Raw genomic sequence first — 18,069 nt, forward strand, 5'->3', positions numbered from 1 at the left:
CCGTGGGAACCTTCGTTTGATTTTGCTTCTTCTCTGCCAGCTTTTGTTTCATCGCCTCTTGAAAAGATAGTTTTTTCTCACTCATCTTACTCACCTCCAGCTTCGATCACTTTCACACGACCGACCTGTCCATCGCTCAAACGCACTTTGATTCCGTGCGGATGACGTGGCGAGTTCGTCAATATATCTTGAACGACGCCTTTCGTCAGCTTTCCGCTTCGTTGATCTTGTTTTAAAACGATTTGGACGTGGAGTCCTGGGCGAATGTCAGCACGTTTCGTTCCATCCATACCCGACACCCCTTTCCATTTAGTCAATCTCTATCATATGCTCTTTTCCCTCATTTGTCACAGCCTATTCCAGATGCCGATTTGTCGCATCGTTTCTGTCATGTAACTTTGATCGGTCTGAAGCGTCTTCTTAGGAAACGGATCATGCAATCGAACGCTGACCCCTCGATACGAAAAGATCACATCCATGACATACTGTCCTTCCACATCACGGAGTGCGGCCGTCCCTTTCAACGAATGAAACGCCTTGGCGAACGCCTCTCCAAAATCGAGATACGCTTTCACGTAAATCGTAACGCGTCGCTCATCAATCATCAATTCCAACCGTTCGCGATCGGCACCACCAATGACCATGCGTACGACCTCGTTGTCATTAGAAAATTCAATCGTATGCATCCTCGTCCCACCCTTCATTCAAAAGAGGTACCCTCCTCAGAAGGTACCTTTCTATCATAAACGATATAACCGTGCTGCGAATGGTCGAAGCATAAACGTTTCCGTATCAATCGTCTCGGGGTCAATCTCATTCGTCATGACAAGCGTGGCGCCTGCAATTTCCGGAACGGTCACTTCTGCCGGATTGGCGGTCAAGTTGACGACCACGAAGAAGCGGTTGTTCTCAAACGTACGCTCATAGACGAAGGCTTGCTTATGTTCAGGCAAGACGTCACGATAACGACCATACGTAAACGTCTCCTCAGCTCGACGAAGACGGATCATCTCCTTATAGAACGACAGGATCGAATGCTGGTCGTTTCGCTGTGCCTCGACGTTGAGCGTCTCATACTCTTCGTGAATCGGCATCCACGGGGTCGTCGTCGAGAAACCAGCATAAGGTGAGGCATCCCACTGGATTGGTGTCCGGACGTTATCACGAGATGTGCCCCATACTTGTTGCATCGAGTCGATTTCACTCATCCCGTTCGCGATGCGTTCGAAGTACTCGTTTTTCGTCGCGACATCATCATAGTCATGAATGGATGGGAGCGGCACATTCTTCATCCCGATTTCTTGTCCTTGATAAATGAATGGTGTCCCGTGCATGAAGAAGTACATCATCCCAAGCGCCGTGGCACTTTCACGCCAATAATGATGCTCATCCCCGACGAGCGAGACCGCTCGCACCATGTCATGATTTTCAATGTATAACGCGTTCCACCCGGTTTCGCGTAATCCTTGTTGCCATTTATCGAAGATCCGTTTCAGCTCGACGACATCGAGCGGGGCAAGACGTGACCGTCGCATGATATCGACATGATCAAAGTGAAAGGCCATATTCATCGCACCATTCTCAGGTCCCATCCATTGGTCGGCTTCTTCCGGCTCGATTCCGTTCGTCTCCCCAACGGTCATAATGTCGTATTTGGAGAACGTTTCTCGCTTCATCTCTTGTAGATATTCATGGATTCCATCGATATTCGAGTACATCGAAAACGCCGTCACGATCGGCTTTCCATCCGGAGAAGGTAGCATCGTCTCCGTCGGCATCTTTTTAATATGACTGATCGCATCGACACGGAATCCGTCGACCCCTTTATCGAGCCACCAGTTGATCATGTCATAGACAGCCGTTCGAACGTCACGATTTTCCCAATTCAAATCGGGTTGTTTCTTCGAGAAGACGTGCAAGTAATATTGATCGGTCGGTTCGTCATATTCCCAAGCGGACCCACCAAAGATACTCGCCCAGTTGCTCGGTGGCATCCCATCTTTCCCATCTCGCCAAATATACCAATCTCGTTTCGGATTGTCTTTCGAGCTCTTCGATTCAAGGAACCATGGATGTTCGTCCGACGTATGGTTGACGACGAGGTCGAGCAACAGCTTCATCCCTCGTGCGTGCACTGCCTCTAGCAAGGCATCAAAATCCTCCATCGTCCCAAACTCGTCCATAATGTCTTGATAGTCACTGATATCATATCCGTTATCATCATTTGGCGATTTGTACATCGGACAAATCCAAATGACATCAATTCCAAGGTCTTCTAAGTAATCGAGCTTTTCAATGATTCCGCGAAGATCACCGATTCCATCCCCGTTTGAATCGTTGAAACTTCTTGGATAAATTTGATAGGCGATGGCCTCTTTCCACCATACACGACTGATTTCTGTTTGTTTCGTTTGGCTGAACAACGTCTCCATACGGCACCGTGCCTCCTACAATAAGGTATGATTCACATCTACCATAGCACTAGTGCAAGCGTTTGCAAAGAATGAGCCCACAAAAAAATGCAGTTTTACACTGCATTTTGATGGCGCGCCCCAACCTGTTCACAGAAGGTCGTGATCAGCTTCGACAAATGCTTCCAATCATGGTCCATCGTCGCGACGTGATACGAGTTAGGAAGCACCGCGTATTCTTTTGTTCCTTGTAACTGCTCGAACAACCAGATGGAGTCGGAAGGCGGTACTACGTTGTCGACAGCAGAATGGATGACATATGTCGGCACATCAACCGCTCCGACGTGCGGTCGCACCTCGTCAATCAGCGAAAGCAATTCCCGAATCGCTCTTGTAGGCACACGGTCATAGACAATCTCATATACGTCTTTTGCCAAGATGTCGGGCGCATCTTCGTCGATAAATCGACACTCGGTATCCGACGCATGACACGCATATCCTGGTACCGATAACGCGGCATTGATTGTCACAATCGCATCCGCCTTTCCTTCAAGGGCAGCCTTGAGTGCCAACGTCCCACCCATTGACTGACCGACGACGATGACCGTCTGACACGACTCGCGCAACCGCTCGATTCCTTTCGTCACACTTTTATACCAACATCGATGCGTCGAACATCGAAAGTCTTCCGGATGTGTCCCATGCCCTTTCAAGCGCGGGGCATAGACCGTGAACCCTTGCTTCATCAACTCAATTCCGACGTCCTGTACACTTTGAGGTGTCCCGTTAAAGCCGTGACAAAGCAAAATACCGATCTCGTTTCCTTCATAATAAAATGCGCCTGCTCCAGGAATGACTGGGTAATTGACTGCTTTCATTAGTGCCTCCTTTAATTCCAACTTAACCGATACAATTAATTCGTATTAGAAGAGTGTAAAAGTTCTTAAGCTACTCGTCAAGTTCTTCCGATTACATTTATCTTGTAATCAAAATGTAATCATAACTTCGTGTTTAGTGGATTGAGTTCTGACGTCTGCTTGGTTATGTTTAACATGTAGTAAAAAAACTTGGGAAATGAACGTGTTATTTTTGACAATACACGAATAATTTTTCAAGGGATTCGTCACAAGAAAAGTAATGTAAGCGCTATCATGTCGTTTTTTTTGAAAAAGGAGGATATAAATTCACTTATTTATAACGACGCAAGTTGGGGAAATCGGATTAGACCATTACATCTAAGGGAGACTTACACATGGGGAAACCAACACAATCATTTAAGGCAGTCACTGGCCTCGCCTTATCAGCAGGACTCATCGTCAGCAGTATGACGCCGATTGCGGCAAACGTAAACGCCGAGACGTTGAACGCATCAGACCTCTTCATTTCAGAGTACGTAGAAGGATCGAGCAACAATAAAGCAATCGAGTTATTCAACGGAACGAACGCGACAATCGACCTTTCCGCTTACAAAATTGAACTGTATTCAAACGGAGGTACGACTGCCGGAAATACATTGAATTTGACGGGCACACTCGCACCAGGAGCTACATATGTCATTGTGAACGGCAGTGCGTCGGACACATTGAAAGCAAAATCGGATACGGTGAGTGCCGTGACGAACTTCAACGGGGATGACACGATCGTCTTGAAAAAAGGAGACACGGTTCTTGATGTCTTCGGTCAACTCGGCTTCGACCCAGGGACAAAATGGGGAACGACCGTTGCGACTGCTGACCAATCGCTCATCCGTAAAGACACGGTCACAAAGGGAGACAGTGATGGCAGTGATGCCTTCGACCCGGCTGTCGAATGGTCATCGACACCACAAGACACGTTCGACAATCTCGGGTTACATACGTTCCAAGGCGTCGAATACGGAGATGGCGGCACAACGGAGCCTTCTGCACCAATCACACCAATTTCAATTGCTGATGCACGAACAAAGGCAGAAAATGAGACGGTCACCGTAAAAGGAGTCGTCACGGCTAAATTAGCGAATACCATCTCCATTCAAGACGCAACAGGTGGTCTGTCTATCCGTCCGACATCTCTTGCCGTCAACGTCGGGGACGAGGTCGTTGTCACAGGGGTCGTCGGTTCGTACCGTGAGCTTCTTCAATTGAACAGCGCTGTCGTTGTTTCAAAACAAGCAGCAACACTTCCTACTGCCCAAGTCTTGACAGGGGAACAAATCAACGAGGACGTCGAATCCGAACTCGTTACCGTCAAAAATGTCACACTCACAGGTAGCGGTCAGAACTTGACGGCGACGGACGGAACGAAGGAGTTCGTCGTTCGCGACGAGCGAGGCATCCTTGATTTACAGACGGATGTGAACTATTCATCGATCACAGGAATCGTTCAACAGTTTGACGATACGTACCAAATCATCCCTCGTGACCCGGCGGACACAGTTATCGATACGTCCGTTCTTCGGCCGGCTGTCGCGAAACCAGGTGCCGGTACATTCGTTGGTCCACAAGACGTGACGCTCTCGACAACGACAGCAGACGCAGAGATTTTCTATACACTCGACGGCTCTGATCCAAAAGAGAATGGGCTTCGTTACGAAAACCCAATCCGCATTGAAAACTCGACGACGTTGAAAACGGTCGTGAAAACAGGCGACTCGTTCAGCGCCGTCTCAACATTCTCTTATAAGATCACAGACAAGATTCGCATTCACGACATCCAAGGTGCGAACCATACGACTCCGATGAACGGACAGACGGTTGAAGGTGTCGAAGGAATCGTCACATCTACGTTCGTCTCAAGTGGAACGACCTATTACTTCATCCAAACGCCTGATTCGGAAGCCGATGACGATGCACGGACATCTGAAGGGATTGTCCTTTACGGCGGACGTTCGATTGCTGGCATTCAAGTCGGGGACCTCGTCAAAGTGAACGGAAAAGTGAGCGAGTATGCGATTGAAGGATACAGCGACCGTCAACAGACAGATATGAAGATGACACAAATCGATACACGTAACGGAAAAGTTGAAGTCGTCGCGAGTGGTGTCACCCTTCCGACTCCAATTACGATTGATGCCTCAAACCTTCCGACCGAGTTTATCGACAGCGACAACCTCGCCGTCTTCAATCCGGAGAAGGATGCCATCGACTTCTGGGAGAGCCTTGAAGGAATGCGTGTTCAAACGAACAAGTTGAAGTCGGTCGGACCACAAGAATACGGTGATTTGGTGACTGTTCTCGAGGATACGCCAACGGAGACGTACAATGGCGGCGTCTTATTGAAAAAGAACGATGCAAACCCGGAACGCATTCAGTTCCGTCTCGAACCGAACGCGGAAGCGCGTGAATTCGATGTCGCGACGGGCGACCGCTTCAATGGACCGATTGTCGGTGTTGTCGGCTATTCGTTCGGTAACTATAAGATTCAAGCCTCACTTGAAGACATGAAAGCTGCCTTCGTCAAAGGAGATGCGCAGCGTGAGAAGACATTCATCGAGGCAGAAGAAGATCAATTAACGATTGCATCGTATAACTTAGAGAACTTCTCGAACAACATCAAAGAAACATCAGATGAAAAGGCACTCAAACTGGCGAAAGCGTTCGTCAACGAATTGAACAGCCCTGACATCATCGGTGTGACGGAAGTACAAGACAACGATGGACAGGATAAAGGAGCAGGTTCTGCCGCTGACCAGAGCTATCAGCGCTTAATCGATAACATTGTCGCTGTCGGTGGGAAGACGTATAAATACGTCAACATCGACCCAGAGAACAACCAAGACGGAGGCGCCCCAGATGCCAACATCCGTGTCGGCTTCTTGTACGATCCTGAGCGCGTGTCATTGACGGAGGGAATTCCTGCTGGTGACGCGACGACGGCCGTCGGATACGCCGATGGGAAATTGACGCACAACCCGGGACGCATCGACCCGATGAACGAAGCGTTCTCACGTTCGCGTAAACCGTTAGCTGCTCAATTCGACTTCCAAGGCGAGAACGTCATCGTGATCGCGAACCATTGGAACTCAAAAGGTGGCGACACTGGCTTCTTCGGTTCACAACAACCGGTCGTACTCGGAAGTGAAGTGCAACGTAAGAAAATCGCACAAGTCGTCCACAACTTCGTCGCAGACGTGAAGACGAAAAATCCAGAAGCGAACGTCGTCGCACTCGGAGACTTCAACGATTTCGAATTCTCGGATGCGCTCCAAATCTTCAAAGGCGACTTGATGACGAACATGGTCGAGAAAGTCCCGGCTGTCGACCGTTACTCGTATGTGTATCAAGGGAACTCACAAGTACTCGATCACATCCTCGTCTCGAATCGCTTGGCCGCTTCTACGAAGATTGACATGATTCACGTCAACTCGGACTTCACTGAGATGTCAGGTCGTGCGAGTGACCACGATCCAGTCCTTGCGCAGATCGATTTCACACCGGAACCAGAAGTGGAATTGACACGCTATACCGTTGAAAATCATCCAGCTGCACGCCTCGTCCTTCAAGAGGATTATATCGGCGTGACAATCGGAAAAGGCACGAACTTCAAAAATGGCATCTTCGTTCGTGGCGTATACACGGAATTGACAGGAGACCCATTGAAAAATATCGTCGTTCAAGTGAAACCAAAAGAAGCTGGTGCCATCATCGACTTCAAAGGTGCGACGGTGAAAGAAGTGATTGTGGACGGGAAGAATCTAGCCGAGATTCGCGGGGCAAAAAATGTCCAGCGCATCACATATACGAAAGGCGCTTCTCCTTCATCCATCATCATCAAGAAATAATATGTCGAACCGCAGACACATCGTCTGCGGTTTTTTGGTTTCACCTCTATTGAAGCGGGGATAAAGAGGAAGATACTGAATATCATGGAGGATGAGACCGATGGAATTGTATAACGGAGATTTATATTGGCCAACGACCGAATCAGAGGACGTCGTGTTAGAAAAACCTGACAAAAAGGAGCATTACGACGTACTCGTCATCGGAGCCGGTATGTCCGGAACGTTGACGGCTTATACGTTACAGCAGGATGGCGTCGATTTTGCGGTGCTCGATGGGCGAAAAGTCGGTACCGGAAGCACATCAGCAAATACCGGTTTAATTCAATATTCAAATGACATCATGTTACATGAACTCGCAGAAAAAATTGGAGAAGCGGCAGCGGTACGCTTCTATCAATTATGTCTCGACGCCGTCGAATCGCTCGATCAGGTGGCGAAAGATGTCGATGCATCCGATATATATATTCGACGGGACAGCCTTTGTTTTGCGAGTGAAGAGGACGATGTTGCCAAATTGCAACGTGAGTATGAGATGCTAGCCAAACACGGTTTTGATGTGGAGTGGTTGGATCGTGAAGCACTACGCGAACGCTTCCCATTTGAAAAACCGGCGGCCCTCATCACAAAAGGTGATGCCGAGGTCAATCCGCTCACGCTCAGTCGTCAAATCATCCGTCATTTATCGAAACAACATGTCCCGATTTTTGAAGAGACGTCGGTGGATGAGGTCGTATCTGATGGTGATGGATGGATCGTGATCACCTCAAACGGGACATTTAAAGCGAATAAAGTCATCTTTGCGACAGGTTATGGGCCAGCTCCCCTACTCGACTCCCATCGGATCGATTTGAATCGGTCATACGCCATCGCAACGAATCCGATCGCCGAATTCAGCGAATGGGAAGGACGCGCGCTCATTTGGGAGACGAAACGACCATATCTCTATTTGCGCACGACTCCGGACGGGCGAATTATCGCGGGTGGGCTTGACGAAGACAAGGCCGAAACGCCGCACGATGAGGCGCTCATGAACGATCGGGCGGAACGAGTGAAAGAAAAAATCGCCGAGCTCTTCCCGATGTATGACCTAGAAGTCGATTATGCTTGGGTCGCCTTGTTTGGAGAGTCGGTGGACCAACTCCCGTTCATCGGGGAGCACCCGAATCGACCGAACTTGTTTTACTTGCTCGGATATGGGGGAAATGGGACCGTGTATAGCATGCTTGGCTCTCGTATTTTGAGTGCTCTCGTTCGTGGTCAGTCGCATCCCGATGCGGACCTCGTTCGTTTAGATCGAACGTAATCCCCGACATTTTGGGGATTGTTACATCATTGAAGGAGTGTTTTTGGATTGAAGAAAAAAAGAAAATCAAACAGGGTGTACCGACTACGTCGTCTTGCCGTATTCCTCGTCCCTCTCGGTTGCGCCATTTGGTTCTGGCCGCAGGAATCCGTCCCCACGACGCAGTTAAAGGCTGAACAAGCATCCATTTCCGAGGAAATATATACGATTGAAGAACGTACACCAATCGAACAAGACGGTGTTATTCGATATGAATACGACATCGTCGTACATGGGAACCCGAGTACGGATGAGCTTCAATCCGTCAGCCATGACGTCATCGATGACGTAAAACAGTCAGATCAATTCCAGGCCGCCTTGTTACGATTTTATGATGATGCTGCCTATATCGGGACGGAACCGCCACTCGGTGAAGCCGTATTCGCTCCGGAAGGCGACTATGGACTCGCAGACTGGGTGGAACCCGGTCAAACAGACGACATGATGTTCGGTTGGCAACTTCGAGAAAAAGAATGGACGACCAAATTGACCGATACAGAAATTCAAATTTGGAGGTCATGGCAAGATCAATATACGAAGCAGAATCCTGATGACCCCGATGCGAAAGCGAAAGTGACACGACTCATTGCCACTGAATACGAACTCGACCCTAAAGTGGTACAACAAATCGTATTGAAACAGCATGTATGGGCCGCATTATAAATGTTTGTGTGAAATCTCTCTTTTTTGAAAAAGAGGGATTTTTTTATTGGCGTTAGGGAACACCGATACAGTAGGTCAAATGGTGACTTACGACGGTCAGTCATACTTAAGGGAGGCAATCACATGGGGAACAAGAAAGAAGAGCAGTTAAAACAACATACGATTGATAACGAACAACAAGCTGGCTTGACGACAAATCAAGGTCTGAAGATGGCGGAAGACGAATTCTCGCTGAAAGCAGGACGTCGTGGTCCGACATTGATCGAGGATTTCCATTTCCGCGAGAAGATGACCCATTTCGACCATGAGCGGATTCCGGAGCGGATCGTCCATGCGCGCGGCGTAGGAGCACATGGAGAGTTCCAGGTGTATGAACCGCTCGCCGAGTTCACAAAAGCGAACTTTTTGAATGACTCTTCGAAGACGACACCCGTATTCGTCCGTTTCTCGACTGTCCAAGGCTCACGCGGGTCCGCGGATACGGTCCGTGACGTCCGTGGTTTTGCGACGAAGTTCTATACAGACGAAGGGAACTACGATTTAGTCGGAAACAACATCCCAGTCTTCTTTATCCAAGATGCCATCAAGTTCCCGGACCTCGTCCACGCTGTGAAGCCTGAACCACATACGGAAGTGCCGCAAGGGGGAAGCGCGCACGATACGTTTTGGGATTTCGTCGGACAAAACCATGAGACCGCTCATATGGTCATGTGGGCGATGAGTGACCGGGGAATTCCGCGTAGTCTACGCATGATGGAAGGGTTCGGGGTGCATACGTTCCGTCTCGTAAATGCGGAAGGAAAAGCGCATTTCGTCAAATTCCATTGGAAACCGAAGCTCGGGGTTCATTCACAAGTATGGGACGAAGCCCAAAAGGCAGTCGGGAAAAACTCTGACTTCCACCGTGTCGACTTGTATGAAGCCATCAATAAAGGCGACTATCCGGAATGGGAGCTCGGCCTGCAGCTGATCCCGGAAGAAGACGAGTTCAACTATGACTTCGACATCTTAGACCCGACCAAACTGTGGCCGGAAGAAGAGATTCCAGTGAAACTCGTCGGGAAGATGATACTCAATCGAAACGTCGACAACTTCTTCGCGGAAACCGAACAAGTCGCCTTCCACCCGGGTCATCTCGTCCCAGGAATCGACTTCTCGAACGATCCGCTCTTACAAGGTCGTCTGTTCTCGTATACGGACACGCAGCTTTCACGTCTCGGTGGACCAAACTTCCACCAGATCCCAATCAACAAGCCCGTTTGTCCGTTCCACAACAACCAGCGGGACGGGATGCATCAGATGGCCGTCCATAAAGGTCAGACGAGCTATCACAAAAACGCGCTCAATAACAATCAGCCTGAACCCGTACCAGCCGACCAAGGTGGATTTGAGCACTATCAAGAGAAAGTCGATGGACATAAGATTCGGGGACGTAGTGACAGCTTCCTTGATTTCTACTCACAGGCGAAGCTCTTCTACAACAGCATGACCGATGTCGAAAAACAACACATCCAAGATGCCTGCAGTTTTGAGCTCGGAAAATGTGAGTCGGACATGGTGAAAGAGAACGCCGTCGATTTATTGAACCGCATCGATCGTCATCTCGCTGAAGTCGTCGCCGACAACTTAGGAGTACATGTGCCCGAAGAGAATAATGAGGTCCAGTCAGATAAGACGTCCCCTGCCCTCTCGATGGCGAACACGATCAAAAAGCCAGATACGAAGAGCGTCGCCCTTCTCCTGGCCGGTGACGTGGATGCGAATCAGGTGAAACAGTGGGTGCAGACGCTCGCCGATCACAACGTCAACTACAGCCTCGTTGGCAAGAAGGCGTATATGCTTGGTGACCTGAAGGTGAAGGAGACGTACGATACGGTCGACTCGAGCCTTTTCGATGCCGCCTTCTTAGTGAGTGCCGCGACGACTGTCGAGGATGATGTGCTCGAATTTATCGAGAACACGTACAAGCACTATAAGCCGCTCGCCCTACACGTACACCATAAAGAGGCACTCGCCACATGTCGCGTGAAGCAAGACCAGCCTGGTGTCTTCACGTTTGAAGAGCATAACCTCGATGGATTCAATGCGTTCATCGATGGGATTGCGACTGCCCGATTCTGGGACCGTGCCTAACGATGTCACTTGACTCGACTCGATTCCCGAGTCGAGTTTTTTCATGTCTGTCATTCACTGCATGCAGTGCATCATCTCGGACAATCCTAATTTGATTTGGTATACTCTTTTAGTTATGTTTATTAACTATTTAAATTTGAAGAAAAGGAGGCGTCACGTATGATGCAACAACCTATTCAAAAACTTTGGACGAGAGACTTTTTAATCATCTCGCTCATCAACTTCTTCCTGACGCTCATCTTTTTCTTATTGATGGTCACCATCGGGGTGCATGCCGTCGAGTCGTACGGGGCGACCACGAGTCAAGCAGGACTCGTCACCGGCATCTTCATCATCGGGACGCTGACCGGGCGCTTGTTCATCGGTCGACTGATCGATTCGATTGGTCGGAAGAAGACGCTTTATATCGGGCTCATCTTTTTCACCGCCACGATTTTATTGTACTTCGTCCATTGGGGTGTCGGTTTCTTGTTACTGACACGGTTCGTACACGGACTCGGGATGGGATTATCGAGTACGGCAACTGGGACCATCGTCGCGCAAGTCATTCCCGCGACTCGAAAAGGTGAAGGGATCGGTTACTACAGCATGAGTTCTACTCTAGCGACAGCCATCGGGCCATTCGTCGGATTACTCCTCAGCCAACACACGAGCTTCAACGTCATCTTCGGCCTTTGTTTTGTGATCGGGGTCATCAGTTTGGCGAGTACGTTCTTTGTGAATGTACCGGAAGTCGACGCACCGGAAGTCGTGCGCGGATTCTCTTTAAAATCGTTCGTCGAACCTAAAGCGCTCCCGATTGCCTTGATTATCGGGATGGCCGCACTAAGCTACTCGAGTGTCTTGTCCTACATCAACTTCTACGCGAGTGAACTCGACTTGATCGAGGCAGCGAGTATCTTCTTCCTCGTCTATTCGGTCGCCGTTCTGTTATCACGACCAATCACAGGAAAATTGATGGACGCGCGCGGAGCGAACGTCGTCATGTATCCGGCAATCGCCATCTTCGCGATCGGACTGCTCGTGCTCAGCCAAGCGAATAGCGGTTGGATGCTTCTACTTGCCGGTGCGTTAATCGGATTAGGCTTCGGGAATATCCAATCCGGCACCCAAGCGATCGCCGTCAAGGCTTCTCCACCTCACCGAATGGGGATGGCGACATCGACCTTCTTCATCGCACTTGATGCCGGTCTAGGGTTCGGTCCCTATTTCATCGGGTTGTTGATTCCGTTGACAGGCTTCTCGACCCTTTATTTGATTCTTTCAGGCGTCGTTCTCTTTACCATTTTCTTGTATTACGTCATGAACGGACGGAACGAACAAAAACAACTGAACGAAGCGGCTTGACGGGATGTACGTACATCCCGTCTTTTTTTGAAAGTTCACACATTTGGTCGAATGATGCGGTAAGATAAAAATGACGTGTTAAAAATAGAATGTACGAAATGAGGGAGACGAGATGAAAGCTGACCAAACACTTCAATCCAACGCATCGATTTTACTACGGACGTTCGATAAAATTTCAGACTATGTGTTCTTTATGGAAGTCGATGGTTCAGCATATCGCTACGTCTTCGTAAACGAGCCTGGGAAACGGGCCATCAATTGGTCGGATGCGGATGTCGGGAAGACCATCGACGAATTGGTCCCGACCGAGACCGCTACACTTATTACACAGTATTACGATGAAGCGATTCGTACAAAAAAGAGTGTCGTCTATGAAGATTACCGTCTGGCCGACTCCTTTTATACGGATACGGTCGAGGCGGACGATGTATTGACGCTCCCCCTTCATTATTTCGAGTCAGAAGTGACGCCGATTTTTAATGATGAGGGAATCTGTACCCATATCGTTTCCGTCGTTCGTGAAGTGACGGAACGGAAGCGTCGCGAACTCGAATTGTCGATCTTAAAAGATCATCACGAGTCGCTACGACGGTATTCTCCTCATGGCATCTTTGTGCTCGACCACCAGCTGAACATCAAATCCATCAACCCGGCCGTCACGGTTATCACGGGTCATACGGAACAAGATATGCTTCACCAGCCGTTCCTGCACTGGCTTCCCGAGAGTGAGCGATCTCGGGTCAGGAAAGGGTTACAATTCACGCTGTCTGGGATTCCACACAAGTATTCCATTTACGCTGAACATCAATCCGGTGAACGACTCGATTTAACCGTCCTCAACATTCCAATCGAGGTCGGCGGTAACATCACCGGCCTGTTTGCAATCATCATCGATTTGACGCCAGAGAAGAACGCTGAGCGTGCCACGGTCGAAAGCGAACGTCGTTATCGTCAATTGATTGAGACGATTCCGGAGGGCATCATCGTGCATCAGGAAGGACAGATTTTATATGCGAACGCGATGGCACTCGCCACAATCGGGGAAACCTATCTTGAGTGTGAATCGATTTTTTCATTCATCGCAGAAGAGTATCATCAGTCCACCCGTCAACGACTCGCCTCACTCGAACTCGGAGGTCCCGTCCAAGATACGGAAATGGTCATCGTGACACCGAGTGGAGACAAGCTCCAAATGGATATCAGTAGCCTTCTCATCGATTATGAGGGAGAGACGGCCGTCCTTACGATTTTGCGTGATGTCACGGAAAAACGTGAAATGGAACAAGCGTTAAGACAAAGTGAGTTACAATATCGATTGATCACAGAAAACATGAGCGACCTCGTCTGCATACTAGAGCGGGATGGTACCGTTCGCTATGCGTCCCCTTCTCACCGTACCGTGCTCGGCTTCGCGGCCGGGTATTACGAAGGGAAGAATACGCTCGACTATATCCATCCGGACGACATCCACGTCATCAGAGGACAGTTGAAAGAAATGAAGGAACAAGACGTGTCCTTGACCCTTGAGTTCCGTCATTTTCATGCTGATCAGCGCTGGATTTGGCTCGAAACGAAAATTCAGGCCATCTATGATGAGTCCGGACATCTCCTTCACTACTTGACGGTCAGCCGAGAAATCATGCAGCGAAAGGCACTCGAGAAACAGCTGAAACATTTGGCGTATCATGACACGCTGACCGATTTACCGAACCGTCGTTTCTTCCTCGCCTACCTCGAGGAAGCGATCGATCGAACCGAATTCGAGCAAGGTGAATTGGCCGTCCTCGCCCTTGACGTCGACCGGTTCAAACAAATCAACGATACGTTCGGTCATGATGTGGGCGATGAGCTCTTGCGACAACTCGCTCGTCGATTGACCTCCGTGCTTCGCAAACAAGATATGATTGCGAGACTTGGCGGTGACGAGTTTGCCGTCCTCATTCGCTTCACCGATTCAACAGCCTTGCACCGCGTTGCAGAAAAAATCATTCAAGCACTTCAGCGTCCATGGGAAATCGACCAACATACGTTCATCACGACTTCAAGTGTCGGGGGCGCGCGATATGTGAAAGGACTATCGACCAAGCAGTTACTAAAACGTGCCGACCTCGCTCTCTATGAAGCCAAAGCAGGCGGAAGAAATCAATATGCACTCGCAAAGGACCACCAATAAGTGGTCCTTTTTTCACGTGAAACATCGAAAATAAATCATAAAATACGAACATTAAACATCAATACATTCAATTTTATTCATTTTTAAGATAAATTGATTGAGTTATCCTTTGACTTTAAACTCTATTCACGTTATATTACCGAATGGGCGAAGTTTTTTTATTGTTCAATACGCTAATGTTCGTGAATAGGGGTGCGATATATGGATAAAGTATTTGATTATGAAGATATTCAATTAATTCCTGCAAAATGTATTGTCGACAGTCGTTCGGAATGCGATCCGACCGTCGAGCTCGGGGGCTTCACATTCCGTTTACCGGTCGTCCCGGCTAACATGCAGACGATTATCGATGAAAAGGTCGCATTGATGCTGGCCAAGAACGGGTATTTTTACATCATGCATCGCTTCAATCCAGAGACGCGCCTGGCGTTTATCCAAGACATGCATGAGCGTGGTTTGTATGCGTCCATCAGTGTCGGCGTGAAAGATGAAGAGTATGGGTTTATCGAAATGCTCAAATCGACCGGTCATACGCCAGAATTTATTACAATCGATATCGCACATGGACACTCGAATGCGGTCATCCGCATGATTCAGCATATCAAACACCATCTTCCTGGATCATTCGTCATCGCGGGGAACGTCGGGACACCAGAGGCCGTTCGCGAATTAGAGCATGCCGGAGCGGATGCGACGAAGGTCGGAATCGGTCCGGGTAAAGTGTGTATCACGAAAATCAAGACAGGTTTTGGTACCGGGGGCTGGCAATTGGCTGCACTTCGCTGGTGTGCCAAAGCAGCGACGAAGCCGATTATCGCGGATGGGGGCATCCGTACACACGGGGACATCGCAAAATCGATTCGCTTCGGCGCTTCGATGGTCATGATCGGTTCATTGTTCGCCGGACACGATGAATCACCGGGGGAAACGTTCGAGCAAGACGGGAAACAACTGAAAGAGTATTTCGGTTCAGCTTCTGAGTTCCAAAAAGGAGAGCGAAAGAACGTCGAGGGGAAAAAGATGTTTGTCGAACACAAAGGGGCATTGCAAGATACATTGACCGAGATGGAGCAAGATCTCCAATCGGCGATTTCTTACGCGGGTGGTGACAGTCTCGAGGCATTGCGCACCGTAGACTACGTCATGGTAAAAAACTCAATCTTCAATGGGGATAAAGTATATTAAAAAGGCGACCTCGTGTCGCCTTTTATAGTTCCTTCATCATCATGTAGTAATCCGATCCCGGTGGGTAGTCCGGTAGCATACCTGCGACTGTGTAGCCGAATCGCTCATAAAACGGTTTGGCTTGAAACGAGAACGTCGTCAGCTTCACACGCGTCGCACCGAGCGACTTCGCTAACGCCTCCCCTTCTTGAAGCAATTGGCTACCGATGCCCTGACCATGAAAGTCTGCATCGACCCAAAGGCGATCCAAATCGAACCACCCCCAATATACGCTCCCATACAAGCCGGCGATCACCCGTCCTTCTTGCTCCACTTTCAACTGAATGGCCGGTATGTGCGCCTCACGAATGTCACGATGGTGAATCGAACGAACGTTGTTGTACTCACGTAATTGAGTGGTCAAAAACTGTTGGAACGTCTCGTCTTCCTCATAAATTCGCGTGATAGTATGTGTCATCTTCCCACCGTCCCATTCACAAAAAACGAAATCAATTCTTCCTCTTCTTCATTGACTTCACGATTGACGAGTGAAGCATATGACTGCGTGATTCCATCGATATTTCCTGGGAAATCACACGAAATGGTGGCAATTCGTCTTAATGCAAGACAATCTTCCGCGAACGCTTCACGACTCACCATCTCACCGTGTGACCAGACAATCTGTTGGGCATCAAACGATTCCAATACATTCAACAACCGAAGGGTTTCTTCCGGAGTCATTCGCCATGTCGGAGAATAGATGTCTGCGTATAACGCGTCTCCTAAAAATAATACCCGCTCTTCTACAACATACAGGACAACCGCATCTTTCGCGTGGTCTCCTCCGACATGTCGTAACACGACGTGAACACCACCGAGGTCGAGCGTCAGCGACTCTTGAAACGTCAGCGTGGGCAACACGATTTCGATATCGCGCGTATCTCCATACTCTTCTCGGATCGCCTGTGCACAAAACTCGATTTCAATCCCTTGCGCCACCCGCTCATCAAGCGAGACATCATCCCAAGCATACGGAACGAGTTTCTCCATTCCTCGTTTTGTCGCCTCACTCGCAATGGACACCTTTCCTTCGAGTGCAGGTAAACCAAAGATATGATCCCAATGCCAATGAGTCAACGCAACCATTGAAGGCGCGCGGAGGCCTTGTTTCTCTAGCTGTTCTAAAAAGAATGAAGCGTGCGACACGGAATTGCCCGCGTCGATAAGTAGCGTATGCGTATCGCCGACAACGGCACCGAGAATCGGTCGGTCTGTGCGGTCGACCGGTGTCATATACCAAAAACGATCCGAATGTTTGATCAAAGTTTGCATGAACGAACAGACTCCTCTTCCAATATATTCGTTAATTCTTCGAATGAACGCCTCTCATCGTTTTGAATCTGAACGTGGCGAAGCGGGAGTCGTTCAAGTAGTTCGAGTTCACGACGCTGACGTTCCACTAAAATCTCAATCGTCCCGACTACCCCCTCACGACTATGGTTCACGCCATAGGCACCGCTCGTATAATACTCGACAAAGCCGACTTGCCATTCCATTGGTCGTTCATCATATACGATTGGAAAAATGCGTGCGACGTCATTCAACGCCAAATAAACGACCATCGGATCAATCGGTTTTAGGATGTCCGCGACTTCTTGAACGTATGCTTCCATATCCGCTAACGGAACGTCTTGAGAAACCATTCCAATCGTGAAAGGATTTTGGAGCAACGCACATTCAAAGATGACGTCTTGTTCTTCCCGCTCTACCTTTTGAACATACCGCCGCCAGCGTTCGCACATGATTCGTGTGTGAAGGGCGAAAGGCAACTCGTAGACGTCCGTTCCGGCACGTTCTTCACCATCATCATAACAGACGAGCCATCCCTCCTCGATTTCATCAAGAATACGACCAGTTGATGGTTTCTCCTCGACCCAATAGACATCATGCATATCCACGGGGTGTGACGCATCCACTTCCGAATAGAACTTACCATTTTGTTTATCTTGTAGCCTCTCGGCAAACGTAGATTTCCCGCTTCCCGGTAATCCTTCAATCAACCATAATTTCCCCATAC

The 18,069-nt window shown here is 49.0% G+C and carries 14 protein-coding genes; 7 read left to right on the top strand and 7 right to left on the bottom strand.

All coding sequences use genetic code 11. The features are described from left to right. Window positions 1–86: 86 nt before the first annotated feature. The 4 genes from KD909_RS14410 to KD909_RS14425 form a co-directional block, all read right to left on the bottom strand. On the bottom strand, window positions 87–290 hold the full coding sequence (locus KD909_RS14410) for a YwbE family protein (protein ID WP_015880320.1): 204 nt from the start codon (window positions 288–290) through the stop codon (window positions 87–89). A 57-nt stretch (window positions 291–347) separates the two neighbouring features. Then, a complete protein-coding gene (locus KD909_RS14415) occupies window positions 348–686 on the bottom strand; it encodes a hypothetical protein (protein WP_211781971.1) in 339 nt (112 codons plus the stop codon). 54 nt (window positions 687–740) lie between these two features. After that, window positions 741–2,396 (bottom strand): glycoside hydrolase family 13 protein, encoded by a 1,656-nt coding sequence (locus KD909_RS14420; protein ID WP_211782905.1) that lies wholly within the window; start codon window positions 2,394–2,396, stop codon window positions 741–743. Window positions 2,397–2,527: 131 nt separating this feature from the next. Further along, complete coding sequence (locus tag KD909_RS14425; RefSeq protein ID WP_074035137.1) at window positions 2,528–3,289, bottom strand: alpha/beta hydrolase; 762 nt, start codon at window positions 3,287–3,289, stop codon at window positions 2,528–2,530. A 374-nt stretch (window positions 3,290–3,663) separates the two neighbouring features. On the opposite strand from KD909_RS14425, the gene KD909_RS14430 reads away from it, so the two are divergent. From KD909_RS14430 to guaC, 7 genes are all read left to right on the top strand, one after another. Continuing rightward, window positions 3,664–7,170, top strand: coding sequence for a chitobiase/beta-hexosaminidase C-terminal domain-containing protein (locus KD909_RS14430; RefSeq protein ID WP_211781972.1), 3,507 nt, complete (start codon window positions 3,664–3,666; stop codon window positions 7,168–7,170). 100 nt (window positions 7,171–7,270) lie between these two features. Continuing rightward, complete coding sequence (locus tag KD909_RS14435) at window positions 7,271–8,473, top strand: NAD(P)/FAD-dependent oxidoreductase (RefSeq protein WP_211781973.1); 1,203 nt, start codon at window positions 7,271–7,273, stop codon at window positions 8,471–8,473. A gap of 48 nt (window positions 8,474–8,521) precedes the next feature. Continuing rightward, window positions 8,522–9,175: a hypothetical protein gene (locus tag KD909_RS14440; RefSeq protein ID WP_211781974.1), complete on the top strand. Its 654-nt coding sequence runs from the start codon at window positions 8,522–8,524 to the stop codon at window positions 9,173–9,175. Window positions 9,176–9,298: 123 nt separating this feature from the next. Beyond that, on the top strand, window positions 9,299–11,308 hold the full coding sequence (locus KD909_RS14445) for a catalase (RefSeq protein ID WP_211781975.1): 2,010 nt from the start codon (window positions 9,299–9,301) through the stop codon (window positions 11,306–11,308). A 162-nt stretch (window positions 11,309–11,470) separates the two neighbouring features. Continuing rightward, a complete protein-coding gene (locus tag KD909_RS14450) occupies window positions 11,471–12,655 on the top strand; it encodes an MFS transporter (RefSeq protein ID WP_211782906.1) in 1,185 nt (394 codons plus the stop codon). A gap of 112 nt (window positions 12,656–12,767) precedes the next feature. After that, window positions 12,768–14,828 (top strand): PAS domain S-box protein, encoded by a 2,061-nt coding sequence (locus KD909_RS14455; RefSeq protein WP_211781976.1) that lies wholly within the window; start codon window positions 12,768–12,770, stop codon window positions 14,826–14,828. 201 nt (window positions 14,829–15,029) lie between these two features. Continuing rightward, window positions 15,030–16,013 (top strand): GMP reductase, encoded by a 984-nt coding sequence (gene guaC, locus KD909_RS14460; RefSeq protein WP_047795772.1) that lies wholly within the window; start codon window positions 15,030–15,032, stop codon window positions 16,011–16,013. Window positions 16,014–16,035: 22 nt separating this feature from the next. On the opposite strand, the gene KD909_RS14465 is transcribed toward guaC, so the two are convergent. The 3 genes from KD909_RS14465 to KD909_RS14475 are packed head-to-tail and all read right to left on the bottom strand — an operon-like array spanning window position 16,036 to window position 18,067. Then, complete coding sequence (locus KD909_RS14465) at window positions 16,036–16,470, bottom strand: GNAT family N-acetyltransferase (protein ID WP_015880309.1); 435 nt, start codon at window positions 16,468–16,470, stop codon at window positions 16,036–16,038. Beyond that, complete coding sequence (locus tag KD909_RS14470) at window positions 16,467–17,324, bottom strand: MBL fold metallo-hydrolase (RefSeq protein ID WP_211781977.1); 858 nt, start codon at window positions 17,322–17,324, stop codon at window positions 16,467–16,469. The genes KD909_RS14465 and KD909_RS14470 overlap by 4 nt, the downstream gene beginning before the upstream one ends. Beyond that, window positions 17,312–18,067, bottom strand: coding sequence for a P-loop NTPase family protein (locus KD909_RS14475; protein ID WP_211781978.1), 756 nt, complete (start codon window positions 18,065–18,067; stop codon window positions 17,312–17,314). The genes KD909_RS14470 and KD909_RS14475 overlap by 13 nt, the downstream gene beginning before the upstream one ends. Window positions 18,068–18,069 lie beyond the last annotated feature (2 nt).

Source organism: Exiguobacterium sp. PFWT01, from assembly GCF_018255795.1.
In the GTDB taxonomy this organism is placed as follows: domain Bacteria; phylum Bacillota; class Bacilli; order Exiguobacteriales; family Exiguobacteriaceae; genus Exiguobacterium.